The organism is Bacillus crepusculi, assembly GCF_014764715.1.
GTDB lineage: Bacteria > Bacillota > Bacilli > Bacillales > Bacillaceae > Bacillus.
The window spans coordinates 510,701-526,320 of the sequence record NZ_JACXXE010000002.1 but is presented as its reverse complement, the minus strand read 5'-3'; the positions used below and the strand labels follow the sequence as shown (position 1 = coordinate 526,320).

The following is a 15,620-nucleotide window of genomic DNA, read 5'->3' as shown; positions in this document are numbered from 1 at the left end:
CGAGCACCGGCGCGGAGCGAATTGGACATTCGTGAGCACCGGCGCGCAGACCTGACAAAGAATGCGAGGGTTTGTCTACACGCTGAGACTTCGCTTTTGGCGAAGTCTTAATGATGTTGCATCTGTTCACTTGGCGGATCTTGTTTTGCATAAAATTCATCATATATGACATATCCAATGAGTACGAAAGTAACATAGATTAATGCACTCAATGTCCAAATCCATTTAACATTCAGCTTCATTGTGCCACGCCCTCTCTTACAGGTTTTAACCGCTGCAATCTGAGTGCATTAAGCACAACCGACACGGAGCTAAAGGCCATTGCCGCTCCTGCAAGCCATGGCGCAAGGAATCCAAATGCGGCAACTGGTATCCCAATACAATTATAAGCAAGCGCCCAAAATAGATTTTGTTTAATGTTTCTCATCGTTTTTTTGCTAAACTCAAGTGCATCTGCAATGGCATGGAGGTCTCCTGTCATGAGCGTAATATCTGCCGCTTCCATGGCAACATCTGTCCCTGTTCCAACTGCCATCCCAATATGCGCTGTCGCAAGGGCCGGGGCATCATTGATGCCATCTCCGACCATGGCGACTTTCTTTCCTTGTTCCTGAAGCGCCGCAATGTGAGCCGCTTTTTCCTCAGGCAGAACTTCAGCGATGACATGATCAATGCCCGCCTGTTTCGCAATCGCCTCTGCTGTTAGCTTGTTATCACCCGTCATCATCACAACGTGAATCCCTTGATCTTTCAGTCGAGCGATAGCTTGAGGAGAGGATGATTTGATCGTATCTGCCACCGCAACAATGCCGGCGACTTCACCGTCAATAGCAACGAGCATAGCCGTTTTTCCTTGCTCCTCCAGCGTTGTTACGGATGCTTCAGCTTGATCATATTGGATATGGTGTTTCTGCAATAGCTTCCTCGTACCAATGAAAAGCCTGCGCCCAGCGGCTGTTGCTTCAATTCCATGACCAGGATCTGCTTGGAAGGATTCTACCTCAACCGCTTCAACTCCTCGCTCCTTCATTCCATCTGAGATCGCTCGGGCAAGCGGGTGTTCCGACTGCTGTTCTGCCGATCCTACTAGCTGCAGCAGCGCATCTTCCGTCCAATTAGCATATGCCACCACATCTGTCAGACTCGGCTCCCCTTTTGTCACGGTCCCTGTTTTATCTAATACCACCGTATCGAGTGATTGGGTCACTTCTAAATGCTCTCCGCCTTTAAACAGGATGCCTGATTCAGCCGCACGGCCGCTGCCAGCCATAATTGAGGTTGGCGTAGCAAGACCGAGCGCACACGGACACGCAATCACGATGACCGCTATAAAGGTTTCAAGTGCTGACGTCACATTTCCAGGATCAACAAAGAAGAACCATATGAAGAAGGTGAGTACAGCAATACCTACAACAATGGGAACAAATATCCCTGATATTTGATCTGCCATCCTTTGAATCGGTGCTTTTGAGCCCTGCGCTTGTTCTACGACTCGGATAATCTGTGACAGGGCCGTCTCTTTCCCGACTTTTGTCGCTTTCACTTTGATAAACCCATTTTTATTGATCGTTGCCCCGATGACCACATCTCCTGCGGTTTTATCAACTGGCAAACTTTCTCCTGTAATCATGGATTCGTCTATTGCAGTTGTTCCCTCCATGATCTCTCCATCTACCGGGACTTTCTCACCCGGTTTGACAAACACAAGGTCATTCACTTTTACTTCAGAAATAGGAACGGTCATCTGTTTGCCATCTCGCTCGATAACCGCTTCTTTCGCTTGTAAGCCCATCAGCTTTTGAATCGCTTCTGATGATCTTCCTTTTGCTCTTGCTTCCATTAATTTGCCGAGCACAATCAACGTAATCAGCACGGCACTCGTTTCATAATAGAGGGCCGCCTCATGTGTGCCTTGAACCGCTGACTGAATACTTTCATATAAACTATAGAAGAACGCCGCAGATGTCCCAAGTGCGACAAGAACATCCATATTGGCACTTTTATTTCTTAAAGCCTTATACGCGCCTACATAAAAGGGCCAGCCGACAATAAACTGTACCGGCGCTGCTAATGCGAGCTGAACCCATGGATTCATAAACGCTTCTGGCAGCCAAATAAAAGACGTGAAGGAAAAATGACTGACCATTGCCCAAAGAAGCGGGAGTGACAAGATCATTGAGAACAAAAAGCGTGCCGTTTGCTTCTCAATGGCTACTTGGCGATGGTCTTTTTTCCCTTCCTCTGCTAATTCCTCGGCTGGTTCAATTAATGAATACCCAATGGATTTCACAGCCTCTTTAATGTCACTTGTAGACGTTTGGCCCGGATGATATGTCACCTGAAGTGTCTCAAGCGCAAAGTTCACAGACCCGTGATCAACACCATCCATCCGGTTGATTTTTTTCTCGATTCGGTTTGCACAAGCCGCACACGTCATTCCCTCTATATCAAATTCCGCTTGCTCCATCACTACATCGTAGCCAAGAGATTGAATTTTTTGTTTTAGATCATCTGGTGATAGCTGTTCCGTTTCATATACAATATGAGAGGTTTCAAGCGCCAAATTCACATTGGCTTCATACACGCCATTTAGCCTGTTCAATCCCTTTTCAATGCGTCCTGCACAAGCAGCACAGGTCATCCCCGTCATTTGAAAGTCAATTTCCTTTTTCATTGATCTCACCTCTCCACATACTCCATGGGGGTATTGTTATTTTTTAAAAATACGTGCTGTCTTATACAGCACGTATGATCATTTATACGACATCATATCCCTGTTCTTCAATGACATCAGAGATCCGGTGTAACGTGATTTGATCTGGGTGAAAGGAAACCTCCACCTGACCCTTATCTAAATGGACTTTCACAGATTCAACACCTGCTAATTCTCCTACATTTCCTTCGACTGCTTTCACGCAATGTCCGCAAGACATGCCCTGCACTTGAAGTGTTGCTTGTTCCACTTCTCATCGCCTCCATCAATCATTTTCTATTTTTACTATACCCTAGTAGGGTATCATTGTAAACATAAATGATGCGCTGTGTGCTACGATTTTGTCAGCTTCGTGAAGACGTTCATTAACTCCTCAATGGCTTCATCCCCGTTACCACTCTTAATGGCATCCGCTACGCAGTGGTGTGTATGCTTTTCCATCAACTGAAGACTGACCTTTTTTAAAGCCGCATTCACAGCAGAAATTTGATTCACAACATCTATACAGTAACGATCGTTTTCAATCATTTGCTGAATCCCTCGCACTTGTCCTTCCACTCGTTTCAAGCGATTGATTAATTGATCTTTTTCCTTCTCGGCTCTAGGCGAAGCCATATGTCTTTCTTCATGCTCTGTCATGTGATCACCTTTTTTCTATTATGACTTGTCTTTAACTAAATTAAAGCATATCTCCACCGAAAAAGGCAAAGATATGCTGAATGCTCAACTTAACGCTTTGTTTGTCCTAGTTTGTTAATTGTTCAATATCCTGCAAAAGGCTGACGGACTGCTGGAGCTGCTTCATCAGTCCTTGCTGCTCCTCGAGCATGGCGGCAACGTCGATATCGCCTGCTTTCAATTGCTGTAAATACGTTTGAATGTCCTCTGACAGTACCTTATTTTTATCAATGATCTGCGCATGCAGGTCTTCTGCTATTTTTGGAGCTGTCAGTTCATTAAAATCTTGAATGTCTGTCTTCAATGATTCAAGCTGCTGCGTTAACTCTGCTTTTTTGGCGGCGTTTTGCACAGCTTCTTCAGCGAGCTTTGGAAAATCCTCTGTAAATTGCTGCATGTCCGTCACATAATCTTTTGCCTCTGTGACATATGTCGTTGTATCGCTTACTTGGTCAAGCAAGCCGGAACATCCGCTTAACACAAGCGTGCCGGAAAATAGGAAAGCCATCACATATTTTTTCAAAATCGATCATCCTTTCATCTATTGTGTTGAAAGCATTCATTTGTTCTGCTCCCCTATCACACTGATGCAAAAGGACTTCAAAAAAAGCCAGACCTTTGCCTCATGTGTCATAGGCAAAGGTCTGGCTAACATGTTCATGCCGGAATGGCCGAGAAACAACGTGTGTTTCTGTAATGACGACCAAACCGTAAAAGCTACTCCCCTTTAGGAAACCGTTCAAATGTTATGTTTATCATATCGAATGTCAGGCGAGCAGTCAATGAGAAGCTGGCGGCAGATCACGTTCTTGATACAGCATATAGTCCGCTCCAGTGGACGCATAAATCCGGTTCCGTCCTTGGCGTTTTGACATATACAAGGCTTGGTCCGCTTCATATAGAAGAGTTTCTAATACATTGGGATCATAAGCTGTATGAGCAATTCCAAAGCTCGCTGTCACTCGCACTTTTTCCTCATCATTCTCAAAGAAACTCATCTCAAACGAATGTCTCATTCGCTCCGCGATATGACATGCCTCTTCAAAAGAATGATGCGGCAGACAAATGGCAAACTCTTCTCCGCCATATCGGCCAAATAAATCATCCATCTTTAAATGCTGCTGACAAATGGAGACGACATGACGAAGCGCCTCGTCCCCGATATGATGTCCATGCGTATCATTAATGAGTTTAAAGAAATCAATATCAAATAGCAAAATGGCCGTATCCTGCTCATCCTCTTCCAAGATCATCTGCGTTCGTTCGATGAAAGAAGAACGATTAAAGATATTCGTCAGACCATCAATATACGCACGACGCTCCAGCTCTTCCTGCAGCAAGCGCTGCTCTGTTACATCACTGATCACAATTTGTCTGCCTTCGACCTCTCCTCTTCTATTAAATAGCGACGTAGCGGTCAGTTGATAATAGCAGGACTTGTCTTTTTCCTTTTTCCACATTAAATCATATTGCGAATGATCCTGCGGAGAACGCAGCCACTGAATGAACGCTGACTCTTTGATGATTTCTGAAAAAACATCGTCGATTTTATAGCCAATTCCCTTCTTATTCGCAAGTGCCGGAATGATCGATGCAGCAGCGGGGTTGTAATCAATGAGTGTCCGATATCGATCTAAAATGAGAACCCCTTCGGGCATATGCTCAAACACACGCTCCATCGCAATGGGAGAGAGCTTAAAGAGCTGGAACGACATAATCGCCCATAAGTAGAGCGCATTGGTTAAAAACATCACCACAGGGACCGGGTCAATATGAAGAGGTGTAACGCCTAACAAATAGATAAAAGATGTCGTGATTGGCAGTAACATCCCCACTAGCAAAATGAGGATCTGCTTTAAATATTCTTTTTTTGTAACACGTAAAAACCAAACCAGCATAAAAATAGCGAGCATCGAACAGCCAAATGTATAGACGCCATGAATGATATACCAATAGCCAATCGTAAAGTCAGCCAATAAAAATCCGTCTACTGTATTCATCGTGATGCTTCGGTAAAAGAGTGAATGAAAAGAGTTGGTGAATACCATTATGGTTGTAAGAATGGGAATCAGTAAGATGAGAAACACGCGGCGCTTTGTGAAATATTGATGGAAACCCGTAAATTGCAGCACAATCATGAGGCTGAATGGTGCGATAAACGGAAGACCTATGTATTGAAAACAAACCCAGAACATGACTTCTTCAGGGGTACGCGCCATTAATTCAAACGTATGCCCAAAAATATAAATCGCAGTTGCCCCAGACATGTACATAAACAATTGACAGCCAATATACCGATGGCGATTTGCATGAGCAATGATTGATAATATCACGGACAGAATGCCAGAAACACTCATGATCACAATAAAATGTAAAACAATCGAATCCATGTAAACGCCCCAATTTCAGTTATTTAGAACTAGTCTCATCTTACTATATATGAGGAAGTCAAAAATGGGAAGATGTGATTTTGAATTGGGTGGTGGTTTTTTGGAAGGTTTCGGGCGTTTTACTTGTGACGACGCGGGATATTTCCACTACTTTTTGCTTAATTTGATCGAAAAGCATGTTGCGGTAGAAGAAACACCTGTACAATGTGGGGATCAAAGAAGAGGAGGCTCGGAAGGAATATGACTTTTTTGATCATCATGGCGGGGCTGTTGATACTGATTCTGTTGGAGAAGCCATTTGAAAAGAGAAGATCTGGGTTGACCTTTTTAGTAAGTTATCTGCTGCTGATTGCCGTTTATGTGATTCAAACAACGTTTGTGGAGATCATGCCGGATGGACTTTTAATGATGGTTGCGGTGGTTGTGGTGTGTCCTTTGTTTGTTCGGTTGGTGCAGTCTTTCTCGAGGAAACATATATGAGAGATAAAAAAGAAACATTCCATTAAGTGTATTTAAATCTTAACTATAACAAATGTAACATAGTCATATTTTATGTATTAGAGCAAAATAAAAAACCCTTGGTAAACAAGGGCTTTAACTTTATGGAGACGGTGGGAGTCGAACCCACGTCCAGAGACATCGATTACTTAAGCGTCTACGAGCGTAGTCAACATATTTCGTGTTCACTCATCCGCATGCCTGCTGACGGGCGCTTGGAGAGCTAGTCTGATGGATCTCTTCTTACGTCCTCAGACGGGAACGTAAGCGTAGCCTACTTCATTGGGCTCCTCACAGACACATAGGCGATGTCAGGAAGAGCTCGCTGCGCTTATTAGGCAGCTAGTGCTAAGTTTTGGTTAAAACTTTTAGTTTTGCCAGTTACATTTAAGTGCGTGTTAACGAGATCGCCTCTCGGCTCGCAGCCTAAGCTCGAACCGCCCCTGTCGAATCCGTAACGTCCCCTTGTAAAAGGGATATACGGGATGGAAACGTTCAGCTTAACTGCTTCCGTATATAACTATTATAACAATCTCATCGCCTGAAACAACTGGTGGTTTCTGTAAAAACTGCGATGATTGTTGATTGTATATCATATTGTAGCATAGTGTTCATGCGATCAGCAAGCCATCTGCACAAACACTAAAATTGCTTTTGACGGTCACGGAAGGCACGTTCGATTTCACGTTTTGCATCTTTTTTCTTTAGATCTTCACGTTTATCATATTTCTTTTTCCCTTTACCGATTCCGATCAGCACTTTGGCAAAGCCATTTTTTAAATATAGTTTAATGGGAACAAGTGAGTAGCCCTCTTCCTTTGTTGCACCAATCAATTTGCTGATTTGCTTGCGATGAAGCAGCAGCTTTCTCGTTCTCAGCGGGTCATGATTATACCGGTTGCCCTGCTCGTATGGGCTCACGTGCATGTTGTGAAGAAACACTTCTCCACGTTCGATTTTAGCAAAGGAATCTTTTAAATTCACCTTCCCTGCACGAATCGATTTGATTTCAGTTCCTTGTAACACAAGGCCGGCTTCATACGTTTCTTCTATAAAATAATCATGATTTGCTTTTTTGTTTTGGGAAACAACCTTTCCCTCTCCCTTTGGCATTGGCGTACACCCTCCTTTTGACACAAACACGATCCAAATCGTACGGATTATTTTATCAAACAATCCAGCTTTCGACAATGCTGACGCCATGTGGTCAAAAAGCAAATAGAGCGTGCTGCCCTATTTGCTTTTTTGGCACGTTACTTTTTCTTTTTCCGCTTTTGTTTCGGTGCGTTATCAAATACGCGTTTTTTCTTTTTCTTCTTTTTCCGACCTGTGAACCAGTCGCCGCCTTTATCGTCTTTTGCCTTATCCCCAGACGAATTTTGACCTCCGCGTCCTTTTTTTGCTGGTGGATCTGTCCGTTTTTTGAACTTGAAGTCTTTTGGTGATTTACGGCGAGTGCCTTTCATCCCGACGATTTCAAAATCAATGGAATGCTCATCCTTATTTACACTAACCACTTTGACAGTGATTTCGTCACCGATGCGATATACATTCCCTGTCCGCTCACCGATCATGGCAAAATGCTGTTCATCAAAGCGATAGTAGTCGTCTGTCATGTAGCTGACATGGACGAGACCTTCTATCGTATTCGGCAGTTCAACAAATAGCCCAAAATTCGTCACAGAGCTGATCATGCCATCAAACTCTTCTCCGATTTTATCAAGCATGAACTCTGCCTTTTTCAGGTCATCTGTTTCTCGCTCTGCATCGACTGACCGGCGCTCCATTGAAGACGCATGATCTGCTATTTCTGGCAGTAGCTGTCCCCACTTTTCAAGGGTCGCTTCGTCTGTCTTTTTCTGAATCAAATAGGTTCTAATCAGTCTATGCACGATTAAGTCAGGATAACGGCGAATCGGTGATGTGAAATGCGTATAGAATTCCGTCGACAGCCCAAAATGACCGATACATTCTGGATCATACTTCGCCTGTTTCATCGAGCGAAGCATCACGGTTTGAATGACGACTTCTTCTGGCTGATCTCGGACGGCATCGAGTACACTTTGAAGTGCACGCGGGTGAATGTTCGTCGAGGTTCCTTTCACAATGTAACCAAACGTCGTGACGAACTCTAAAAAGCGCTGAAGCTTCTCAGGATTTGGTTCTTCGTGAATTCGGTAAATAAACGGTACATTCATCCAGTGGAAGTGCTCTGCTACCGTTTCGTTTGCGACAAGCATGAATTCTTCAATTAATTTCTCTGCGACGGAACGCTCACGAATGACAACGTCTTTCGCTGCTCCTTCATCATCAACAAGCACTTTCGCTTCCTTGAAGTCAAAGTCTACAGCCCCGCGCTCCATCCGCTTCTCACGAAGGATTTCAGCAAGCTTCTCCATCTCTTGGAACATTGGAACAAGTGGCTCGTATTTGTTTATGAGCTCTTCATCTTGGTCCACTAAAATCTTGTTCACATCTGAATATGTCATTCTCTCTGTCGTTTTGATCACACTTTGGAAAATCTCGTGTTTGACGACCTTTCCGTTTCGATCAATGACCATTTCACAAGATAATGTGAGACGATCAACCTTCGGATTTAATGAACAAATGCCGTTTGACAGGCGATGCGGAATCATCGGAATCACGCGGTCTACAAGATACACACTCGTCCCGCGCTCATAGGCTTCCTGATCAATCGGGGAATTTTCAGTCACGTAATGAGAGACGTCTGCAATATGCACTCCTAGCTTATATTTACCATCATCCAGCTTTTGCACAGTGACTGCGTCATCTAAGTCCTTCGCATCTGCACCATCAATCGTCACAATCGTTTCGTTGCGCAGATCACGTCTGCCTTCCAAATCCTTTTCATCGATTGTTTCAGGTGTGTCTACCGCCTGCTTTAGCGCTTCTTCTGGGAACTCACCTGGCAGACCATGTTTATGAATGATCGATAAAATATCAATGCCTGGGTCATTTTTATGACCTAAAATTTCAGTCACTTCGCCCTCTGCACTCATTCTTCCTTCCGGATAGCTTGTCAGCGTCACAACGACCTTATGCCCTTCTACTGCACCGTTTTTGGCGGATTTAGGAATAAAGATATCGTGTGTGATCTTTTTATCATCAGGAATGACAAAACCAAAGCTTTTTGTTTCTGTATAGGTACCGACGACCGACTGAATATTACGCTCCAGGATTCGGATGACTGTCCCTTCTTTTTTGGTGCCATTGGATTTATGGCTGACACGAACCATGACTGTATCACCATTCATCGCTGTTCCAAGCTCTGTTGGCGGAATGAAAATATCATCCTGTCCAAACTCTTCAGGTGTCACAAAGGCAAAGCCTTTCGCATGAGCGGACAGCTTTCCTTTCACCAAATTCATTTTTTCCGGTACACCGTAGCGATCACTGCGGGTACGGACGATAAGTCCCTGATCCTCTAATATCACAAGTGCTTTAATGAGCTCTTTATAATCATCCGGGTTGGTAATTTCCATCATGACTTCTAATTCTTGTACTGTTAACGGTTTGTACGCCTCTTCTTGCATAAACGCGAGTAATTCATCCATAAATTCTTCTTTTTGCACACTCTAACCCCCTATATATTTAAATTGACCAATCAAGTGATTCTAAGAATGCATATACATCCTGATGAACCTTCTCCCGCTCTTTATCAAGCGTGATAACATGGCCTGATTCTTCATACCATTTCAAATGCTTTTGGTCTGTCTCTACTTCGTTATAAATGATATTTGCACTGTCTGTATTAATCATATGATCATGACGTGCCTGAACAACAAAAGTAGGTGAATAAATCATGTCAACATTGTTTCTGACATCTGCAATCAGCTCTTGCAGGCCTTTGAGTGTACCCATTGGTGTTTTCTTGAACTCTTCCATTTCCTGTTCAATTTGAGCCTCTGACTTGCCCTCAAATTTTTTATAGTTACGGGCATAATCTAGTACACCCTGGTACATGACCTCTTCACTTTTTATGTACATAGGTGCACACATAGGTACAATTCCCTTTACAGGTACAGTGTAACCTAATTTTAATGAAAAAACTCCTCCGAGGGATAGTCCGCCAACTGCAATCTCCTCATAGCCTTCGTCTTTTAAAAATTGATAGCCTTCTTCTACATCTTTCCACCAGTCAGCCGGACCTGTATGGACAAGCTCTTCTGGCGGCACGCCATGTCCTTTGTATTGTGGGGCATGACATGTATAACCTCTTTCATTCAAATAACGTCCAAGCATTCGAACATCTGCTGTATTTCCAGTAAAACCGTGAAGAAGAAGCACCGCCCTTTCTCCACCTTTAAACGTAAATGGTTTTGGTGTAACAACTTTCATGATGTGACTTCCTTTCCTTCTGATATAGTGTATATTTTTCCACTTGTATGTATGAAACAAACACAAAAGAGTGCTGATAATAAAAAAAGGTCTGAAAAAAGATCAGACCTTCTGTTACTCGCGCCTTATACGCCTAAATATGCCAATGCAAGTGTTAAGATGAAGAAAAGCACTGACAAAATAACCGTTAATCGGTGAAGAATCAAGTCAAGGCCTCTCGCTTTTTGCTTACCGAAAAGCTGCTCGGCTCCACCTGAAATAGCGCCTGACAGTCCAGCACTTTTACTTGATTGTAATAATACAACGATGATAAGTGCGATACTGACAATTACGAGTAATGTGATAACAAATGCGTGCATGAAAACACCTCCAGACAAACTGGTACACATAACTTTATTTTACATGAAAACAAGGTGCATGTCACGAAACATCAAAATAAAGATTTCCTATATATTGTCGGCTTTATTTGTTATTTTGATTCAATTTCGTTTCAAAGAGTTGCGTGCCGCATTTTTTATATTCAATTTTGAGTTAAAAAAATCTTTTTAACGAGTTGCTTCTTCTTTTAATAGCTGTTTTAATTCTACTAACAATCGTTCTGCTCCTTCAGGACTCAGCATCACTTGGCCATTTCCATAGCCTTTGTTGTATTTCGTTACTTGTCCAGTTAACAGACAGCTCTTATCTGCATCATATTTTTTCAGCACAATGGTTTGATCTTCTATCAATATTTCTAAAAGCTGCTCTTCTTTGATATTGAGTACCTTTCGCATTTCTGAGGGCAGCACAATTCTGCCAAGAGAATCAATGTGTCTCACCATCCCAGTTCGTTTCAATGACATTGCCTCCTTTATGATGATATGATTACTTTATTCATTGACTTTTGTCAACATCTTCATAGTAAAATAGGTCTTCAAATTTTTTATCAAAGTAATGAATCATTTTACCAATGACAAGTTGTCCGGGTTTTCGGTGACCATTTAATACCCTGCTGAGTGTGGCAGGAGAGATGCCAATTTCATCTGCGAGCTGATTTAAAGACATATCGTTTTCGATCATATACTGCATCACAAAAGCTCGCCTGATCTGGATCTTTTCGACCATCATTACAACCTCCTATAGGATCAATATGTACAGAATGTAGAGCTCTCACAACAACAGCATCATTAACTTATGTCAATACTTTTACGTCTCTGCTATTTCCTTTGGTCAATGATCATACTAAAATAAGTCATATACTGAAATGTGAGGTTCGATGTCATGAATCACTTTGGTGAACAATTACGCATTTTAAGAGAAAATAGAAAAATGTCTGTCAATCAACTCGCCATGTATTCAGGTGTAAGCGCTGCTGGTATTTCTCGTATTGAAAATGGGAAGCGCGGTGTGCCCAAGCCTTTAACAATCAAAAAATTAGCACACGCCTTGAAGGTGCCTTATGAGGATTTAATGCTGCTTGCCGGTCATATTGAACAGGAAGAAGTTCATGAAATGAAACCTAAATATGAGTCCATATTAAAAATTTATCAAACGGCGCTTCAAAGGGATGTAGAACACCTCCCCATTTTTGATGGTGACCAATGGGAAACGCTCACTGCACAGGACATTAGCCAGCTGAATGAATACTTTCTCACGCTCATTAACCAAAAAAAGGCGAACAAATAGCAGGCATAAACTTAAGATACATCTACCATTAACTAATGTCAATATTTTCATGGTATACTTATTGCCAATAGTCAACAAATCAAGTAAAATAGAAAGATCCAATCTTTAACCATGTGAGGTTTTGAATTGATGAACTTTGGTGCATATTTAAGAGCATTGCGTGAGGAAAAGAAGCTATCAGTGAACCAATTAGCCATGTATTCAGAGGTCAGCGCTGCCGGTATTTCTCGAATTGAGAACGGGAAACGCGGCATCCCGAAACCTCCTACGATTAAGAAACTGGCAGGTGCTTTAAAGGTACCTTATGAGGAAATGATGCAGGCAGCTGGTTATATTGAAGAAGCATCTCCTGTCCATCTGATAAAGGAAGAGCAAATGGCTTTATCCAAAATAAAGGAAGCCGCAGAGCAATACGAACTTGGTGATCTCGAAATATTTGATGGAAACATATGGTCAACCCTATCTAAAAAAGAAATAGAGGATCTTAACCGCTATTTGTTGTTTATGTTAAACAGCCGTTCGTCCTCGTAAAATGTTTTGATCATTGACAAGCTTTTTGCGCTGATTTATAACAAAATTACGGTATAATGGGTTCAGATTGGAGTGAAGGAAGATGAATCAATCTGACATGTGCCCACGGTTTGAAAAAGCAGTTGAGTTATTAAGTAAACGATGGGTTGCACTGATTGTTTTTCAGCTTCTCTCAGGTCAGCAGCGCTTTAGTGAAATTGAGGCGGCTCTGACAAACTTAAGCGGAAGAGTATTATCTGAGAGATTAAAAGAGCTGGAAGCAGCAGGCATTGTAAAACGGGAGGTTTTTGCTGAAACACCCGTACGCATTGAGTATTCTTTAACTGATATGGGGCGTTCACTTGCACCCGTTTTTGAGGAAATTGCGAAGTGGTCCTCTGAATGGATCACACTTGAATCATAAAATGGCATCATGCGTACCGCCTGATCATCATAAAACAACCTCCCTTACAGATGTAGGGGAGGTTTTGTCTATTCAACCGCTTATGCTGATGTGATGTTTTTTTGAGCTAATGCTTTTCTCTCTTTTTTCTTGTTGGTCGGACTTAAATACCGTTCAAGCCAGCCCATGACAAGGTCGGCAATAATGGCCATGAGCGCAGTTGGAATAGCACCTGCTAAAATGATGGCTGTTCCGTTTGTTGCGTTTGATCCTCTGATGATGATATCACCAAGTCCTCCCGCACCAACGAATGTCCCAATCGCTGTAATGCCGATTGCGATGACCAGTGCGGTTCTTAAACCAGCCATAATCACCGATAAAGCAAGCGGTAATTCAACCATTCTCAGCACCTGCCATTTCGTCATGCCCATTGCTTTACCTGATTCTAAATAGGCGTGTTCAATGCTGACAATTCCTGTATACGTGTTTCGGATGATCGGCAAAAGCGAATACAGAAAGAGCGATAGGATCACTGTATTTGCGCCAAGTCCTAATACAAGCATCAACACTGAAAGCATCGCTAATGCCGGTATGGTTTGAATGACATTTGTAATGGCGAAGACCCAATTGCTCAGCTTACGGTAATGCGCGACAAAGATGCCTACTGGAATTCCGACAATCGCCGCAAACAACACCCCATACGCTGACATGAGAAAATGCCGATAAAACTCTTCTAACACATATGAACCGTTCTGCTGATAATACGTCCATAATTGCTGCAATGTGTCCATCAGCCATGACACCTCCCAATCTTACTCAAAGTAATTGTGTTTTTTCAGGAAATTTTTCGCAACGGTCGCTGGTTCCTGAAGCTCCCCGTCGACTTGATAGTTAAGCTCTTGCATTTGTTCTGTATCGATTTTTCCAATCAGCTTGTTGATGACCTTGTCCAGCCCTGGATTTTCTTTCAACACTTTTTCCGGTACTACAGGTGATGCATCATATGGCGGGAAGAATCGTTTATCATCTTTTAAGATTTTAAGGTTATAGGCTTTGATTCGTCCATCTGTTGAATAGGCGAGTACAATATCCATTTTTTCATTTTTCAATGCGTCATAGACTAAACCGATTTGCATCGGAAATGTGCTTCCAAATTCAATTCCGTATGTTTTCACAAACCCTTCATACCCGTCACCCTTCTTTTTCAGCCAAATATTATCCACACCGAACCGATAATTTTTGGCATTCTTTTTCAAGTCAGAGACTGTTTCTAGGTTGTTTTCCTTCGCCATCTTCTGCGTCACAGCAAAAGCATACGTATTATCAAATCCATAGGAATCAAACCATTTGTAATCGTAACGTTTTTTGAATTCCTTCTGAACGATCTCCATCGCACGCTTCGGGTCTTTTTCCGCATCCATTCCGAGTGTACTTGTCAAATCTGTCCCTGTATATCTTGTCGCAGAAATATCAACATCTCCGTTTTCCATCGCTTTCTGCTGCACGGTGTTTGAGCCTAGATTTTTCACAATGGTCGTCTTTTTGTCTGTGTAATGCTCAATAATATCCCCAACCATATAGGCCATAATTTCTGATTCGGTAAAGTTTTGTGCTCCAATTCGCAGCGTGCCCCCTGAGGAGCCGGCTAGTCCAGGAAGTGAACATCCACTCATCAATAGCAAGCATCCGGCAAGCAGTGCACTGATCCATTTTGTTTTTCGATTCTTCACATAAGCCAACTCCTTATGAAACTTCCTTCAATCCTTTTAAGCCTTCTGGTGTTACTTTTTTCTCAAGCCTCATCAATGTGAAATCGATGATAACTGCTAAAATGGTCACCGGGATGGCACCAGCAATAATGTATTCCGGCTGGTATAATTGGAGTCCAATTAAAATATAGTCACCAAGACCGCCTCCACCGATAAAAGCAGCAAGTGTTGTCCAGCCAATTAAATAAATCGTTGACGTTCTGACACCTGCCATAATGACTGGTACAGCCAGCGGGAGTTCAACAAGACGAATTTGTTCCCACGTCGTCATGCCAATCCCTTTACCGGATTCAAGCAAGTTTTTGTTCACACCTTGAACGCCGGCATACGTATTTCTTAAAATAGGCAAAACGGAATAGAAAAATAGAGCAACGATCGCAGGTATTTTCCCAACCCCCAAAATAGGAATAAAAAATGCAAGAATCGCTAAACTAGGGAGTGTTTGAAAGATATTCACGACACCGATGACAAAACCTGCGCCTCTTTTCATTCGTGTGAGAATCACGCCTAAAGGAACGGCGACAATAATGCCTAGTACGACGGCAATTAAAGAAATATATAAATGCTCCCACATTTTTGTGAGGAGTTCCCCACCATTTTTCTCTAGAAAATCGATGATTTGATCCATGTGTACA

General features: G+C 42.5%; 19 protein-coding genes and 1 other RNA gene. 4 read left to right on the top strand and 16 right to left on the bottom strand.

The annotated features are described in order from the left end of the window. Positions 1–107: 107 nt before the first annotated feature. From IEE86_RS19535 to IEE86_RS06580, 6 genes are all read right to left on the bottom strand, one after another. Positions 108–242 carry a hypothetical protein gene (locus IEE86_RS19535; protein WP_263479569.1) on the bottom strand — a complete coding sequence of 45 codons (135 nt, stop codon included), beginning with the start codon at positions 240–242 and terminating at the stop codon, positions 108–110. Then, positions 239–2,674 (bottom strand): heavy metal translocating P-type ATPase, encoded by a 2,436-nt coding sequence (locus IEE86_RS06600; protein WP_191096483.1) that lies wholly within the window; start codon positions 2,672–2,674, stop codon positions 239–241. The genes IEE86_RS19535 and IEE86_RS06600 overlap by 4 nt, the downstream gene beginning before the upstream one ends. 82 nt (positions 2,675–2,756) lie before the next feature. Further along, entirely contained in the window at positions 2,757–2,963 is a 207-nt protein-coding gene (gene copZ, locus IEE86_RS06595) for a copper chaperone CopZ (RefSeq protein WP_142156001.1), read from the bottom strand. Between the two features lie 83 nt (positions 2,964–3,046). Continuing rightward, complete coding sequence (locus IEE86_RS06590) at positions 3,047–3,352, bottom strand: metal-sensing transcriptional repressor (RefSeq protein WP_191096482.1); 306 nt, start codon at positions 3,350–3,352, stop codon at positions 3,047–3,049. Between the two features lie 106 nt (positions 3,353–3,458). Continuing rightward, positions 3,459–3,914 carry a DUF6376 family protein gene (locus IEE86_RS06585; protein WP_191096481.1) on the bottom strand — a complete coding sequence of 152 codons (456 nt, stop codon included), beginning with the start codon at positions 3,912–3,914 and terminating at the stop codon, positions 3,459–3,461. Positions 3,915–4,170: 256 nt separating this feature from the next. Then, on the bottom strand, positions 4,171–5,781 hold the full coding sequence (locus tag IEE86_RS06580) for a histidine kinase N-terminal 7TM domain-containing diguanylate cyclase (protein ID WP_191096480.1): 1,611 nt from the start codon (positions 5,779–5,781) through the stop codon (positions 4,171–4,173). A 240-nt stretch (positions 5,782–6,021) separates the two neighbouring features. On the opposite strand from IEE86_RS06580, the gene IEE86_RS06575 reads away from it, so the two are divergent. Further along, a complete protein-coding gene (locus IEE86_RS06575) occupies positions 6,022–6,261 on the top strand; it encodes a hypothetical protein (RefSeq protein ID WP_191096479.1) in 240 nt (79 codons plus the stop codon). A 120-nt stretch (positions 6,262–6,381) separates the two neighbouring features. On the opposite strand, the gene ssrA is transcribed toward IEE86_RS06575, so the two are convergent. The 7 genes from ssrA to IEE86_RS06540 all read right to left on the bottom strand — a co-directional run bounded on the left by ssrA (position 6,382) and on the right by IEE86_RS06540 (position 11,745). Continuing rightward, positions 6,382–6,744, bottom strand: a transfer-messenger RNA (tmRNA) gene (gene ssrA / locus IEE86_RS06570). A 177-nt stretch (positions 6,745–6,921) separates the two neighbouring features. After that, positions 6,922–7,392: an SsrA-binding protein SmpB gene (gene smpB, locus IEE86_RS06565; RefSeq protein WP_041507778.1), complete on the bottom strand. Its 471-nt coding sequence runs from the start codon at positions 7,390–7,392 to the stop codon at positions 6,922–6,924. A gap of 140 nt (positions 7,393–7,532) precedes the next feature. Continuing rightward, a complete protein-coding gene (gene rnr, locus IEE86_RS06560; protein ID WP_191096478.1) occupies positions 7,533–9,872 on the bottom strand; it encodes a ribonuclease R in 2,340 nt (779 codons plus the stop codon). A gap of 19 nt (positions 9,873–9,891) precedes the next feature. Next, on the bottom strand, positions 9,892–10,638 hold the full coding sequence (locus tag IEE86_RS06555) for an alpha/beta hydrolase (protein WP_191096477.1): 747 nt from the start codon (positions 10,636–10,638) through the stop codon (positions 9,892–9,894). A 125-nt stretch (positions 10,639–10,763) separates the two neighbouring features. Beyond that, entirely contained in the window at positions 10,764–10,997 is a 234-nt protein-coding gene (gene secG, locus IEE86_RS06550; protein ID WP_003212746.1) for a preprotein translocase subunit SecG, read from the bottom strand. A gap of 186 nt (positions 10,998–11,183) precedes the next feature. Next, entirely contained in the window at positions 11,184–11,474 is a 291-nt protein-coding gene (locus IEE86_RS06545) for an AbrB/MazE/SpoVT family DNA-binding domain-containing protein (RefSeq protein WP_191096476.1), read from the bottom strand. 37 nt (positions 11,475–11,511) lie between these two features. Then, on the bottom strand, positions 11,512–11,745 hold the full coding sequence (locus IEE86_RS06540; RefSeq protein ID WP_008347669.1) for a helix-turn-helix domain-containing protein: 234 nt from the start codon (positions 11,743–11,745) through the stop codon (positions 11,512–11,514). Positions 11,746–11,898: 153 nt separating this feature from the next. Between IEE86_RS06540 and IEE86_RS06535 the strand changes: the two genes are divergently transcribed. The 3 genes from IEE86_RS06535 (at position 11,899) to IEE86_RS06525 (ending at position 13,237) form a co-directional block, all read left to right on the top strand. Further along, positions 11,899–12,303 (top strand): helix-turn-helix domain-containing protein, encoded by a 405-nt coding sequence (locus tag IEE86_RS06535; RefSeq protein WP_191096475.1) that lies wholly within the window; start codon positions 11,899–11,901, stop codon positions 12,301–12,303. Positions 12,304–12,432: 129 nt separating this feature from the next. After that, on the top strand, positions 12,433–12,834 hold the full coding sequence (locus IEE86_RS06530) for a helix-turn-helix domain-containing protein (RefSeq protein ID WP_318010260.1): 402 nt from the start codon (positions 12,433–12,435) through the stop codon (positions 12,832–12,834). 82 nt (positions 12,835–12,916) lie between these two features. Continuing rightward, entirely contained in the window at positions 12,917–13,237 is a 321-nt protein-coding gene (locus IEE86_RS06525; protein WP_024423485.1) for a winged helix-turn-helix transcriptional regulator, read from the top strand. A gap of 80 nt (positions 13,238–13,317) precedes the next feature. Here IEE86_RS06525 and IEE86_RS06520 read toward each other — a convergent pair whose 3' ends face one another. The 3 genes from IEE86_RS06520 to IEE86_RS06510 are packed head-to-tail and all read right to left on the bottom strand — an operon-like array spanning position 13,318 to position 15,613. Further along, positions 13,318–14,007, bottom strand: coding sequence for an ABC transporter permease (locus IEE86_RS06520; protein WP_191096473.1), 690 nt, complete (start codon positions 14,005–14,007; stop codon positions 13,318–13,320). A gap of 21 nt (positions 14,008–14,028) precedes the next feature. Next, positions 14,029–14,946, bottom strand: a complete 918-nt coding sequence (locus IEE86_RS06515; RefSeq protein WP_318010259.1) for an osmoprotectant ABC transporter substrate-binding protein — start codon at positions 14,944–14,946, stop codon at positions 14,029–14,031. A gap of 13 nt (positions 14,947–14,959) precedes the next feature. Beyond that, entirely contained in the window at positions 14,960–15,613 is a 654-nt protein-coding gene (locus IEE86_RS06510; RefSeq protein ID WP_191096472.1) for an ABC transporter permease, read from the bottom strand. Between the last annotated feature and the right edge of the window lie 7 nt (positions 15,614–15,620).

Bases quoted from the DNA above. Each gene is read 5' to 3' on its own strand.
- IEE86_RS19535 (WP_263479569.1), bottom strand. From the start codon at position 242: ATGAAGCTGAATGTTAAATGGATTTGGACATTGAGTGCATTAATCTAT.
- IEE86_RS06600 (WP_191096483.1), bottom strand. From the start codon at position 2,674: ATGAAAAAGGAAATTGACTTTCAAATGACGGGGATGACCTGTGCTGCT.
- IEE86_RS06590 (WP_191096482.1), bottom strand. From the start codon at position 3,352: ATGACAGAGCATGAAGAAAGACATATGGCTTCGCCTAGAGCCGAGAAG.
- IEE86_RS06580 (WP_191096480.1), bottom strand. From the start codon at position 5,781: ATGGATTCGATTGTTTTACATTTTATTGTGATCATGAGTGTTTCTGGC.
- IEE86_RS06575 (WP_191096479.1), top strand. From the start codon at position 6,022: ATGACTTTTTTGATCATCATGGCGGGGCTGTTGATACTGATTCTGTTG.
- smpB (WP_041507778.1), bottom strand. From the start codon at position 7,392: ATGCCAAAGGGAGAGGGAAAGGTTGTTTCCCAAAACAAAAAAGCAAAT.
- IEE86_RS06555 (WP_191096477.1), bottom strand. From the start codon at position 10,638: ATGAAAGTTGTTACACCAAAACCATTTACGTTTAAAGGTGGAGAAAGG.
- secG (WP_003212746.1), bottom strand. From the start codon at position 10,997: ATGCACGCATTTGTTATCACATTACTCGTAATTGTCAGTATCGCACTT.
- IEE86_RS06540 (WP_008347669.1), bottom strand. From the start codon at position 11,745: ATGATGGTCGAAAAGATCCAGATCAGGCGAGCTTTTGTGATGCAGTAT.
- IEE86_RS06535 (WP_191096475.1), top strand. From the start codon at position 11,899: ATGAATCACTTTGGTGAACAATTACGCATTTTAAGAGAAAATAGAAAA.
- IEE86_RS06530 (WP_318010260.1), top strand. From the start codon at position 12,433: ATGAACTTTGGTGCATATTTAAGAGCATTGCGTGAGGAAAAGAAGCTA.
- IEE86_RS06525 (WP_024423485.1), top strand. From the start codon at position 12,917: ATGAATCAATCTGACATGTGCCCACGGTTTGAAAAAGCAGTTGAGTTA.
- IEE86_RS06520 (WP_191096473.1), bottom strand. From the start codon at position 14,007: ATGGACACATTGCAGCAATTATGGACGTATTATCAGCAGAACGGTTCA.
- IEE86_RS06510 (WP_191096472.1), bottom strand. From the start codon at position 15,613: ATGGATCAAATCATCGATTTTCTAGAGAAAAATGGTGGGGAACTCCTC.